The sequence below is a fragment of the Pseudomonas sp. 37 R 15 genome (genome assembly GCF_900004865.1).
GTDB lineage: Bacteria > Pseudomonadota > Gammaproteobacteria > Pseudomonadales > Pseudomonadaceae > Aquipseudomonas > Aquipseudomonas fluorescens_AM.
The window spans coordinates 1-13,700 of the sequence record NZ_CVTV01000015.1; the positions used below are offsets into that span (position 1 = coordinate 1).

At 61.8% G+C, this 13,700-nt stretch carries 3 protein-coding genes; 1 reads left to right on the plus strand and 2 read right to left on the minus strand.

Features of this window, described 5'->3' with window-relative positions:
• A partial coding sequence (locus BFQ04_RS03700) for a dermonecrotic toxin domain-containing protein (protein WP_371914480.1) occupies positions 1-2,436 on the minus strand: 2,436 nt, incomplete at its 3' end.
• A 211-nt stretch (positions 2,437-2,647) separates the two neighbouring features.
• Between BFQ04_RS03700 and BFQ04_RS03705 the strand changes: the two genes are divergently transcribed.
• Positions 2,648-9,868 (plus strand): NEL-type E3 ubiquitin ligase domain-containing protein, encoded by a 7,221-nt coding sequence (locus tag BFQ04_RS03705; protein ID WP_065949637.1) that lies wholly within the window; start codon positions 2,648-2,650, stop codon positions 9,866-9,868.
• Between the two features lie 119 nt (positions 9,869-9,987).
• On the opposite strand, the gene metH is transcribed toward BFQ04_RS03705, so the two are convergent.
• Positions 9,988-13,698 (minus strand): methionine synthase, encoded by a 3,711-nt coding sequence (metH, locus tag BFQ04_RS03710; protein WP_065949638.1) that lies wholly within the window; start codon positions 13,696-13,698, stop codon positions 9,988-9,990.
• Between the last annotated feature and the right edge of the window lie 2 nt (positions 13,699-13,700).

Consider the following 13,700-nt stretch of genomic DNA (forward strand, 5'->3'; position numbering starts at 1 on the left):
CGGGCCATGGCGAACCAGCGGCACGCCAGCCTGAGGCGGCTGGCCCGCAGGGCGGCGCCAGGATGACAAGTGCAGGGCGTTGTCTGGCGGGGCGAGTTCTGCCAGGGCTTGTTGGGGACGGTGGGCTGGCGTAGCGGCGTGCAACAGCACCATCGCGGTATTGAGCAGCAGATCGATCAGCGCCAGCTCGCGCGTGGTTGGGGCCGTGCTCTGCAGACCCGCCAGGTCCTGCTCCAGGCTGCTGACCAACACCAGCAGCCAACCGCTCAACATGGCCGGGCCGCGTGCCAGGGGCAACAACAAGGTGTTGAACAGCAACCAGGCGCCTTCCATCACAATGGCCCAGCGGCTTTCGCTGTTGGACACCGACGCGCGATCCGCCAGGTCCACCAACGCCCGTGCGGTGCTGCCGAACAGGTGGTTAGGCAGTTGGCCGTTGATCTGCGACTGCAGCCACTCTTCGGCGCCTTCATCGACGGCCAGCGACGCGGGCAGGGGCTGTTCAGGCGGGGCGAATTCATCCCCGGGCAGGAAGCGAATGATGTGCGGCTCGGTGAAGCCGCCGTGGTCGTAGACCGGCCGGGCCCTGTCGCTCAGCCAGGTCAGTACACTGGTCTGCAACTCTCCGGGGGCGGCCAGCGCATTGAGCAAGGCCTGGCGTGTCGGGTATTGATACAGGGCATCGGTATACAACGGTCGATACAGCAGGTGCGGGCCAGTGCCTACGTCGCGGGGTTCGATGATGAAGAAATTGTTCACAGTGTCCGGCGCGGCACCGGTCTTGCGGCACAGGGCCAGAGGGCGCAGCACGATCTCCTGATCGTCAACGACTCTGTCTGCCGGGTTTTCGCTCATCAAGGCTTTTACATACCGATAGCCGGTGGTGGTAACGCCGTATTGCTGCCTGATCGCATACTCCAGCGCGAGCATCGGCAGGTGGACCTTGAGTTCCGTGGTAAACAGGTGTTCTCGTCGGCGCGCCTCTACCGTGTCGGACAGCAGCAACTCCTTGATCTTCTCTGGGTAGCTGGTGCCAATGTCGACGCGCTGGATCAAGCCGTGGCTGCCCAACAGGTAGTCTTCGCTCAGCCAGGCGGGAAGCGTCGCGGTGCTTTTGGAGGACAGCGTCAGTGTGCCTTTGGGCTTGCCGGCGAGATTCTTCAAGGCCAGTTCCGTCAGTGACAGACGCACATGGTCGATAATGCCGGTGGTGCCTGGATAACCGGCCGCTACGGCGAAGTCCAGCATCAGGTCATCGGGGTCGTAATCCCCATGGTCGGTGTGCATCTGCGTGCGCAATGCGTCGCGGCTGAAAGTGTGGATGTTTTCAATGCCCTCGTTGAATGAGCGGCCCTGGTTGTTTTTCAACACCTGCGCCATATCTTGCAGATGGCGGTGGTAGGCAAAACGGTCATCGGCCTTGGCTTGCTTGAGCCATCCGGGCAGTTGGTGATCGATCTCTTGCAACTGCGCCGCCGGTGCCTCGGGCAGTTGGGTAAAAAGCACAGCGGGGTCGGTGAGTTTATCCAGGGTACGCGTGAGCACTTCTTCGCCTTGACCTTGAAATGACACGCTCGCCAGGTCCTCCAGTTGCTGGTTGAGAATCAGCCCGGCCTGTTGTTCGAACACGTTGCCGTCGGGTTCATTACGCCGCCAAGTGAGGCTGTCGAACTGGAACCGGGCCTGCATCCGCGTGCCCCAGGTTTCACCAAAGGCATCCAGGCAATCAAACGACTCGACAGCGCCGGACACGCTGCACAGCAGCACCTGCCTGTCGCGTACCAGCAGCAGGTCTGGGGTCAGCAGGCGTTGTTCGTTTCCGCCTCTGGACAGCGTGGTCTCAATGAAATAGGCATACGTGGCGGGCGTGGAGCGGGGCAGGCGTTCCCGGCTTACGGGCCAGGTGGCGGCGGTTGCCAGCATGTCCCGTTGGGCGTCGCTCAAGGTGGAGGGGCGCGTGGCGGCTGCGCTCATTTGCCCTTGGAGAAACTCGCCAAGCCATTGCCAGCGGCTGCTGCCGTGGCTGTCGAGGGCGCTCCAGTAGTCCGCCAGGTCCTGTTGCCAATGCAGGTAAAGCGAGCCGGGTAACTCGTCGATGATGCGCGCAACCACCTGCATGTCGATGTCGGCCAGGCCGCTTCCGGGTGCGGGCGAGAGGTAGTACGGCATTTCGCCGCGGGGTTGCAGGTCCAGCAGCTGAGGGTTGAGCACATGCGCTATGGCGACGTTCACCAGCAGCGGGAACGCATAACTGCCGGTCACGGTGGGGCTGGCCAGCTTGAGCGTGAGCAGGTCCGGTTTCAGATCCGGGTAGCGTTCCAGAAGGCCCGTGCGCAGTGCCTTGAACAACACTGAAAATAGGCGCGGGCGAGTGGCGAAATGGGCATGGATGGCTTGGCTGGGCAACTGGCTCAGGGCCATGGGTTGAATGGGCATGACGAATTTCCTTTTTTTCTGTAGATAACCCGGCATTGGTGGGTTGCCAGGTCTGCGGACCGATGGTCGGTGCGCAACAGCAAACTCCATTCAGTCGTGATGGCCGCGGTAACGGGATACGCGCAGCGCTAAAACACGCCGGCACATATGCACCACCGATTGCGGTAAGCGTCGTGATGCTCTGTCACTCCCCTTTACCCGGAGCGACACCATGACTGATTCACCGCCCCTTTGCGCCGCTGGAAAACCACCCGCTGCCACCCGAAGTATTCATCGCGAGTTTATTGAAAAGACCGTGCCCCAATGGCTGGTGGACGCGACACCTGCCCGCAGGTCAGCGCTTGAAAACACCCCGTCGGTGTTGCCGCAGGAATACAAAAAGTTTTCGCCGGCACACCGCAAGGCCGTCAATGCGAGCGTCAAGGCCAGTGCGGCCGCCCAGGTCCAATTGGACAGCACGATGTCGACGTTCCTGGACGTCGATGCATTCGCCAGGCCGTTGCTGGTCAAAGCCTTGAAAGACCAGCACCAGGTAGAAGTCGATGTCGACAAGACCTTCCTGTGCCTGCGGCGCGCGCTGGCGGTCAGTGTGCTGGAGGTGGAAGTGGCGTCTTTCGAACTCCTCAAGTTATCGATGCTGCAAGCCGCCTTGCATAACTTTGAAGCCTGGGAGTGCGAAGCGGGTGCTTACCACAACACCTCGGGTTATGTGCTGGAAACCGCTACTGCCGGCAACTATGAGCCGACGACGGTCAACCTGACGGTCAGCCAGTTCATGACGTTATGCCGCAGCCTCGATATCGGGGCGCAGTATCAGATTTACCTGAAGGCGTTCTTTGCACCGGTCGACGCCAGCCCGATACCGCCCCTGCGCCAACACTTTATCGCCAGTCAGAAGGCAACCCTGCAGGCCGCCGCCGACTACGCCGTAGCGACCGGGGATATCGAGGTGGCGGATCACGCCATGATTGTCTCGGTGATCAATGGCAGCCTTTATCCCACGCTCGGCAACAAAAAGGTCTGGTTGCTCGACATGAGCCTGATGGGGAAAAGACTGACCGGCTGCGTCTATTTTGCAATCGGCGATCAGCACAGCGACGCGTTGATTCTCTATATCCCCCATGACCCGGCGCATCCGCTCAAACGCTACACCAAGCAACAAATGCGCAACGAGTTCAAACGCCTGTTCACCGCCCGCGCGGGCATGGCCGCCGACGACCCTGCACCAACGCCCTATCAGCAGTTTTTCAGCCAGTTCGTGGCTTATGACCAGCGGCCGCGCTACTTCAGCCAGTTCACGCAAAAGTCTGCCGACTCACCCGTTGATCCGTTGAGCTCGCCTTGGCGATCGGCGGTGGAATTCCTGCTCGGGTTGTCAAAGATCTTGCGTATTAAAGAACTGCCGCCTGCAAAACCGGCAAAGATGGAGCCGGTAGCCGACCCTTACCTTGCACCCGGCAGCATGATGCCGTTTCGCAGCGGTGGTACTTATTCCGGCCTGCTCGACCTGTGGCCCTTTCTCTATGAAAAGCACCGCGACAAGGTGCTGGCCGACGCCCGCGCCCACGCGGTGCCGACTGCCGACGTCGACGTCAAGGCGCGGGAGGCCAAACTGGCACACTTGCTGGAAGTCGGCATGCTCGCGCTCAACCTGGTGTCTATGTTTGTGCCGGTGCTGGGCGAGGTCATGCTGGCGGTGATGGCCGAGCAATTGCTCTCCGAGACGGTGGCAGGCTCGATCGAGTGGGCCGAGGGCGACAAGCTCGCAGCCAAGGAACACCTGATCGATGTGGCTGAAAACCTGGCCCAGATTGCGCTGATGGCGGGTGTGGGGACGGCCGTGAGCCGGTTCAGGGCCGCCAACGCAGTGCCGGTGCTCGAAAACCTGAGCCCCGTCACCCTGCCCAATGGTGAAACCCGCCTGTGGAAGCCGGACCTGACGGGCTATGAAAGCCCCGAGACGCTGGATGCCGGCACGGCCCCCAACGCGCTGGGGCAATACACGCTCAATGGCAAGACCTATATGCGCCAGGGCGGTCAGCTCTACGAGCAGGTGTTTGATGAGTCGATCCAGCGCTGGCGGATCAAGCACCCGACCAATGCCGACGCCTACCAGCCGGTGCTGCACAGTAACAACCGTGGAGCCTGGCGCCATAGCTTGGAGCGGCCGCTGGAGTGGGACCGCCTGACGCTGTTGCGGCGCATGGGCCATACCACCGAGGGCTTTTCCGATACCGAGCTGATCAAGGTGGCGGATGTGAGCGGCGTCAGCGACAACGCCCTGCGCAAGATGCACATGGACCACGCGGCACCGCCTCCGGAACTGACGGATGCCATGCGCCTGTTCAAGGCCGACGCAGACAGCGGCCAGGTGATCGAACAACTGCGAGGCAGCCAGCCGATCGATGAGCGTTATCTGTTTGCGTTGCCGCTGGTGGCCCAAATGCCCCGCTGGCCAAAAGGGCGCGTGCTTGAGGTGTTCAAGGGGGCAGAGCTCTCCGGTGACTCGTTGAAGTACGGTTCCGAGCACGCGCCGCGTGGCGCGGTTGCCAAGACGCCGATCCAGATTACCCGCGCCGATGTCCTGGGCGGGCGATTGCCGGCGGTCATTCTGGCGGCATTGGAGGAGCCGCAAGTGAACTACCTGCTGGGCAGAGAGAGCGCGCGCGTGCGTGACTTGAGGCCGCAAGAGCTTGGCAAGCAACTCGCCGACTTTGCCCAGGCCCGCAAAGCCGCCATTTTCGACAGCCTCTACGCCGGCACCGAGCCGATGGACAGCCAGGTTCGCCGGCTGCAGCGTGTCTGTCCGGGGCTCAGCGAGGCTGGCGCCCAAGACGTGCTGGCCGATGCCCGCCCCGATGACCTTGAGCAACTGCACGCCACCGGCCGGGTGCCGTTGACCCTGCTGGAGGAGGCCCGCTGGTACGCCCGGCAAGGCCGCCAGACCCGCGCGTATGCCGGGTTGCGCAGCGAAACCATGGCCTTGAGGGACAGTCGCCGGTTGGCGTTGCATACCCTGGAAAAGCTACCGGGTTGGCCGCAAACGTTGCGCCTGGAGATTCGCGAAGACAGTGGTAGCGGCCCCTTGCTGGACAGCATCGGCAGTGACTCGGCACGAGACAAGAGGTATCTGGTGAAAAAAGGCCCGCGCTTCCAGGCGTTCAATGAACGAGGCGAGGAACTCAATAGTCTGCCCACACAGGGCGATAATTTTTATGCTTCGTTGATGCATGCCATGCCCGATGAGGCGCGGCAGGCGCTGGGTGTACCGCACGTAGGTCAGAGCGCGCAACTGCAAGAAAAAATCATCGAGGCTGCCGACCTTCATCGCAGTGAAACAGCGCAATTGCTGGAGCCGCAACGGCAGTGGTTCAAGCCGCCTGTGCGGATCAATGACAAGCAGGTGGGGTATTACGCCAGTGGGCGTAGTCCAGGCCTGAGAGCCAACCTTGCGGCGCGAGCGAGAGCGCTTTATCCGGAGCTGAGCGATGAACAAGCCACGGGTTATATTCGGCAGTTGCAACAGAGCAAGACCGACAGCGCCATACTCACCCTTCTGCAAAACCGCGGGCGCGAATACGCAGCGTTTGCCTCGGCACTCGACCAATGGGTAGGCCAGCCCCCGGTGGCGGCTGATCCATTCAGTGGCACACCCGACAGCTCGGCGTATCGGCACAAAACTCAAGTGGCGCAAATGTTCAAGGCGCTGTGGGGGCGCGCAGCGCTGGCTGGGGAAGTGAGCTTTTCCGATCGTCTGGCCATTATGATCAATGAGCCTTTGCCGCCCCTGACCACTGATTTTCCCCATATCCGTGAATTGTCGGTGGGTGGGCGCGGTATGAACGATGCCAATGCCGATAGTTTTCTTGCGCGCTTTCCTGACGTTGAAACCCTGTCCATTGGTGAAAACGGCCGCGTATGGAACGCAAGCCTGCTCGGCAGGCCGTCTCTGACAACGGTGCCCGTGGCCGTGAGCGCGATAGCGAAACTCAAAAGCCTGACGTTCAAGGCCGATGCGGGGACGTTGGCTGCGGACTTTTCCTCAAAACTCAATGCACTGACTGCGCTTGAGGAACTGCATATTCATTGCACCGGGTTTTCCCCTACCGCACTCAATAAACTCGATTTGTCCGCGTTGGTAAAGTTGAAAAAATTGCAGTTTGACGCGCCTCATACGCTGTCGCAGTGGCCTGCCTACGTTGAAGGTTTTACCCAGCTGGAGCGCCTGGACCTGACCAATACCAGCATTCGCGCACTGCCTGAGCGCCTGTATGACGGGCATGAAAAGCTGTGGGCCGGCCTGTCGCTGGACTGGTCAAAGTTCCCCCGCGAGGCGTTCAAGCCCGCGTATGAATACGTCAGAAACTATCGGGGAGGGAGCAGGCATTTGGCTGACTTGAACCAGATGGTCAGCGGCTACGCCTCGGGTGAGTTGCAAGCGCTGATGGGTTCCTCTCTGCAAACCACCGCGTTAAGCGAAAACATAATGGCGACCTGGGATACCCCTGAAACCAGGTTTGCCGCTATCGAGGCTCTGGGTGTCGAGCAAAGTGGGCTTTTCGGGGCGTTCTATGGCCCGGCGACCCCTGAGTTGCGTTTCAGGTCGCGTTTATCACCCTGGCAGTCGGGTCAAAATGCCGAGGTGATCAGCGCGCTTGAAACCAGCTGGCGCGGGGCAGTAGCCCAGCGCTATGGGGGGCAGGCGGATGTATCGGTGTTTGAATTGCCGGCGCAGGATGTGCAAGTGATCGCCCCACTTTACCCTGGGAAAGCCGTGACGCTGCCCGCTCTGCCGGCCGGGACGTTTTCCCATGTGCGCACGCTGCGCCTGGGTTGGTCGGGTGAGTCCACCGCGCAGACGCGCAGCTTCATCCGCGCCTTCAGTGGCACCCAAACCCTTGAACTCAACGGGCTTGGCTTGAGCGAGATACCCATTGGCGCAGATGATCTGCCCAATCTGAACCGCCTCGACCTGGCCAACAACGGCCTGGTGGCGACGCCCGCGGTCCAGGCGCAGCTCAATGGTCTTGGCAGCCTGGAGCTGTTGGACCTGGGCAATAACTCGCTCAATGGCCTGGATGTCAGCGCGTTGACGCAGCTCAAGGTGTTGAACCTGCGGGGCACGCGTTTGCAGGGCTGGCCAACCGGGGCCGAAACGTTGCCGCAATTGAACTGGCTCGACCTGCGGGACAACCAGATAGCGACATTGCCATCACCGGTACTGGCGAACGATGCGCTGTTGATGAAGGTCAACCTGGCCGGTAACCGGTTCAGCCCCACGGGTGAAGCCGCGCTGAAATCGGCGCGCCAGCGGGTTGAAAACGCCCAAGGCTTGCCCGAGGGTACGCTGCAGCGCTTTGAGCAGGAAGTGGTGCCGGCGGTCTTTGCACCGCAGGAGACCGATCAATCGATGGCTCGCTATTTGTTGCCATTGCCCGAGCCTGTCGCTGGCCCGCAAGGTGTCGCGGGGTATGCCAAACGTTTGCAGCAACTGCATCCGGCGCTGACCGAGGAGCAGGCCTTGCAACGGCTTGCGCAGCTGCGCAAAGACGGGATGAGCGATGCGCAAATCGATGTGCAGCTCAATAGCGGGTATGCGCAGTACGCGTCTCTGACCCGCCAGCTCAATGGCTGGCTGTATACCCGTGAGCTGCACGGCCCGGACGTGAGCGTGGTGGCCCAAGAGCGTCAGATGGTAGCGATCAAGATCCGCGAGTGCTGGCAAGGTGGCTTGGCGACCGAGCCCGCTGCTGAACTGAGTCTGCACGGCCTGCAAGCCGACACTCTGCCGGCATTAGACCTGCCGTTTGCCCATGTACAGACCCTGGACCTGACCGGTGTGCGGGTCTCGGCGCACGGCGCCGATGGCTTCCTCAACAGCTTCCCGGCACTGCGCAGGTTAGTCCTGGGCGGCAACGACCTGACGGCGGTGCCGCAGGCGGTGGCGCGGATGGACCAGCTTGAACAATTGGAGCTGTCGGCCAACGCCATCAGCGACCCCGAGCCGCTGTATCGCCAATTGGGTGGTGCGCGGTTGCGCCGGCTCGACCTGAGCCACAACAGCCTGAGTGAGTTCAGCACCCGTGCCTTCAGTGGGCTCCAGACCCTGGACCTGAGCTACAACGGCATTACACACTGGCCCGACGGCGCACTGGAGGCAACGCACCTGACGAGCTTGAACCTCAGTGGCAATACTCTCACGATGTTTCCGGATCGCTTGCTGGACGGTAATCACGATCCGTTGGTGCTCGGTCTCGACCTTACCGACAACCATCGGCTCTCACTCAACAGCTTCGAGCAGCTCAGGCACTACAGCGATACCCACCAAGGCGGTGGTGTGGCGGGGTTTACGCGCCACGACATTGACTCGCGGATTGCCGCCCTTGAAAGTGACTCCGAAGCAGACTCAAGCTCTGGTTCCAGTGATGATTCGGACGGTGACTCCGACGGTGATGGCGGGGAGCCGTTGGAAGTCATCCCCGACCTGACGGATGAGACGGGTGATGCGGCAGCGCAATCCTGGCTGGTGAACACGCCGGCCGCGCTGGCAGCGTCCAGGCGGCAATGGTGGCGGCAACTGGCCCAGGAGTCAGGCCATGGGCCGTTCTTTCATTTGCTTTCCCAGCTACGGTATACCCACGAGTACCGATACACCCGCGCCGATCTTACCCGGCGTGTCTGGGACGTGATCGAGGTCGCTGCCGCCAGTGCGCAACAGCGCAGGTCGTTGTTCCAAGCGTCGAAAACCCACAGCACCTGTATCGACGGGCGCATCCTTTCCTTCAGCGAAGTGGAGGTGCTGGTGTTCGAGGCGAGGGTGCTGGAGGGAGTGCCGGCGCACAATTTGAGGCTCAAAGGCCAGCGGCTGCTGGACTTGTCCCGGCAATTGTTCCGGCTCGACCAGGTCGACCTGTTGGCCGGGGCCAATGCCCGTGGGCAGGATCCGGCCGAAGCGCGTTTGGAGTATCGGATCGGCATGACCAGGGGGTGGCCTGATAGGCTGGAACTGCCAGGGCAACCCTCGTACATGGCGTTTGGCACGCCGCTCAGCGGGGCCGCGGTGACTGCGGCGCGCGCTTCGGTACTCGCGGCCGAAGCGTCCGATGGGTTTTATGAAAGCCTGATCGCTCGGGAGTACTGGCTCAATTACCTGCGCGAGCGCTATCCCGACGCGTTCGAGGCCCTTGAGCAAAACGCGGCCACGCGCCAAGGGGCGCTGGAAGACGAGCACAGTGCCAGGGAGCTGGGCACCGAGAGTCAGGAACGCTACATCGTCGCGTTGAACCTGTTGGAGATCGAGCTGGGTAGCGCACGGGCACAGAAACTGCTTGAACTGTCGCGCAGGGAAGTCGCGGATCTGTCGGCGGGCAGGGTGGCAACATCACCGCCGGGCTCTGGGTCGCCCAAACCCGGTCCTTCCTCGCGCCCGTAACTCATCAGGTGCCACTGCCCGCAGTGCGAGTTCGTCGTGCGGGGCAGTGGCGGGCATTCAGCTGGGTCAGCGTTCCAGGCCAAGGAACCCCTGATGGCCCAGGGACGCTTTGATCCTGCTTAGTTGTCATACCCCAGGTTCGGCGCCAGCCAGCGCTCGGTCACGGCCAGGTCCTGGCCTTTGCGGTTGGTGTAACTGGCCACCTGGTCCTTGTCGACCTTGCCCACGGCAAAGTACTGCGCCTGCGGATGGGCGAAGTACCAGCCGCTGACCGCCGCCGCCGGGAACATCGCGTAGTGCTCGGTGAGGAACACGCCACTGCGCCCGGCGTGCATTTCGCGAGCCTCGGGGTCGAGCAGTTGGAACAGCTGGGCTTTCTCGGTGTGGTCCGGGCACGCCGGGTAACCGGGGGCAGGGCGGATGCCGCTGTATTGCTCTTTGATCAGCGCATCGTTGTCCAGCTGTTCGTCCTTGGCATAACCCCAATGCTCTTTACGCACTTGCTGGTGCAGCCATTCGGCGCAGGCTTCGGCCAAACGGTCGGCCAGGGCCTTGACCATGATCGAGTTGTAGTCGTCGCCGGCGTCCTGATAGGCCTTGGCGACCTCTTCGGCGCCGATACCGGCGGTGGTGATAAAGCCACCAATGTAGTCGGTCACGCCGCTGTCTTTAGGCGCGACGAAGTCGGCCAGGGAGAAATTCGGTTTGCCGTCGGTCTTGATGATCTGCTGGCGCAGGTGATGCAATTTGGCGATCGGCTGGCCGTCGTCACCGTAGACTTCCAGGTCATCGTCCTGCACCTGGTTGGTCGGCCAGAAACCGAATACCGCACGGGCGCTGATGAGCTTTTCATCGATCAGCTTCCTGAGCATTTCCCGGGCGTCGGCGTACAGCGCGGTAGCGGCTTCGCCCACCACTTCGTCGGTAAGGATGCGCGGGAATTTGCCGGCCAGGTCCCAGGAGATAAAGAACGGCGTCCAGTCGATGTAGTCGGCCAGGACATCCAGGTCGATATTGTCCAGCACCTTGGCGCCGGTAAAGCTCGGTTTGATCGGGGTGTAGCTGCTCCAGTCGAACTGCGGCTTCTTGGCAATCGCCGCCGGGTAGCTCAGGCGTTCAGTGCGGGCGCTGCGGTTGGAGGTGCGCTCACGCACGTCGATGTATTCCAGGCGGGTCTTCTCGACGAAGCCAGCCTTCAGTTCCTTGGACAGCAATTGAGTGGCCACGCCCACCGCACGGGAGGCATCGGTGACGTAGATCACCGCATCATTGCTGTACTTGGGCTCGATCTTCACCGCCGTGTGCGCCTTGGAAGTGGTGGCGCCACCGATCATCAGCGGCAGGTGGAAGTCCTGGCGCTGCATCTCGCGGGCCACGTGGACCATCTCATCCAATGACGGTGTGATCAGACCGGACAAGCCGATGATGTCGCACTTCTGCTCCTTGGCGACTTGGAGGATCTTCTCGGCGGGCACCATCACGCCCAGATCGACAATGTCATAGCCGTTGCAGCCGAGCACCACGCCAACGATGTTCTTGCCGATGTCGTGCACGTCGCCCTTGACCGTGGCCATCAGGATCTTGCCCTTGGCCTCCGGCTTGTCGCCTTTTTCCAGCTCGATGAACGGGATCAGGTGGGCCACGGCCTGTTTCATCACCCGGGCCGATTTCACCACTTGTGGCAGGAACATCTTGCCGGCGCCGAACAGGTCGCCAACGATGTTCATGCCGGACATCAGCGGGCCTTCGATCACCTCGATCGGCCGCGCGAACGACAGGCGCGACTCTTCGGTGTCTTCAACGATATGGGTGGTGATGCCCTTGACCAGTGCGTGTTCCAGGCGCTTGTTGACGTCCCAGCCGCGCCACTCTTCGGTCTCGGCTTCCTTGACGCTGCCGTCGCCTTTGTACTTGTCGGCGATGGCGAGGAGGGCGTCGGTGCCGTCCGGGGTGCGGTTGAGCACCACGTCTTCCACGGCATCGCGCAGTTCGGCCGGGATCTGGTCGTAGATCTCCAACTGGCCGGCGTTGACGATGCCCATGGTCAGGCCGTTGCGGATCGCATACAGCAGGAACACCGAGTGGATCGCCTCACGCACCGGGTTGTTGCCACGGAACGAGAACGACACGTTGGACACGCCGCCGGAGGTCAGCGCATACGGCAGCTCGTCACGGATATAGGCACAGGCGTTGATAAAGTCGACGGCGTAGTTGTTGTGCTCTTCGATGCCGGTGGCGACCGCGAAAATGTTCGGGTCGAAGATGATGTCTTCCGGCGGGAAGCCGACTTCATTGACCAGGATGTCGTAGGAGCGCTTGCAGATTTCTTTCTTGCGCGCTTCGGTGTCGGCCTGGCCGGCTTCGTCAAACGCCATCACCACCACGGCGGCGCCATAGCGCTTGCACAGCTTGGCGTGGTGAATGAACTGCTCGACGCCTTCCTTCATGCTGATCGAGTTGACGATGCCCTTGCCCTGGATGCACTTGAGGCCGGCCTCGATCACTTCCCACTTGGAGGAGTCGATCATGATCGGCACGCGAGAGATGTCCGGTTCACCGGCAATCAGATTGAGGAAGGTCACCATGGCCTTCTTCGAATCGAGCATGCCCTCGTCCATGTTGATGTCGATCACCTGGGCGCCGGCTTCTACCTGCTGCAGGGCGACTTCCAGGGCTTCGGTGTAGTTGTCTTCGCGGATCAGGCGGGCGAACTTGGCTGAACCGGTAATGTTGGTGCGCTCGCCGACGTTGACGAACAACGAGCTGCGATCAATCGTGAACGGCTCCAGGCCGGACAGGCGGCAAGCCTTGGGAATGTCCGGGATCGGGCGCGGCGCATAGCCGGCCACGGCCCTGGCGATGGCTTCGATATGGCCTGGCGTGGTGCCGCAGCAGCCGCCGACGATATTCAGGAAACCGCTCTGGGCGAACTCTTCGATGACCTTGGCGGTTTCCGACGGCAGCTCGTCGTACTCGCCGAATTCGTTGGGCAGGCCGGCGTTCGGATGGGCGGAAACGTGGGTGTTGGCCTTGTTCGACAGCTCTTCCAGGTACGGACGCAGTTCGCTGGCACCGAGGGCGCAGTTCAAACCGACCGAGATCGGCTTGGCGTGGGCCACGGAGTTCCAGAACGCTTCGGTGGTCTGGCCCGACAGGGTGCGGCCGGACGCATCGGTAATGGTGCCGGAAATCATGATCGGCAGTTCGACGCCCAGTTCCTCGAACACACCTTGCACGGCGAAGATCGCGGCCTTGGCGTTGAGCGTATCGAAGATGGTTTCGATCAGGATCAGGTCGGCGCCGCCTTCGATCAGGCCCTGGGTGGCTTCGGTGTAGTTTTGCACCAGTTCATCGAAGGTCACGTTGCGGTAGCCGGGGTTGTTCACGTCCGGCGACAGCGAGCAGGTACGGCTGGTGGGGCCGAGCACGCCCGCGACAAAACGCGGCTTGGCTGGATTTTCCGAGGTCTTGGCGTCGGCCACCTTGCGCGCCAGGCGTGCGCCCTCGACGTTCAGTTCATAGGCCAGTTCCTCCATGCCGTAGTCGGCCATGGAAATCCGCGTGGCGTTGAAGGTATTGGTCTCGAGAATGTCCGCACCCGCATCCAGGTAGGCCTTTTCGATCCCACCGATCACATCGGGGCGGGTGAGTACCAGCAGGTCGTTGTTACCCTTGACGTCGCTCGGCCAGTCGGCGAAGCGTTTGCCACGGTAGTCCTGTTCCTCGAGCTTATAGCTCTGGATCATCGTGCCCATGCCACCGTCCAGGATCAGGATACGTTCCTTGAGGGCGTGGTGAAGGGCTTGCAGACGAGCGCTACGATCGGACATGG

Excerpts from the sequence above, each read along its gene's own strand:
- BFQ04_RS03705 (WP_065949637.1), top strand. The coding sequence starts at position 2,648 with ATGACTGATTCACCGCCCCTTTGCGCCGCTGGAAAACCACCCGCTGCC.
- metH (WP_065949638.1), bottom strand. The coding sequence starts at position 13,698 with ATGTCCGATCGTAGCGCTCGTCTGCAAGCCCTTCACCACGCCCTCAAG.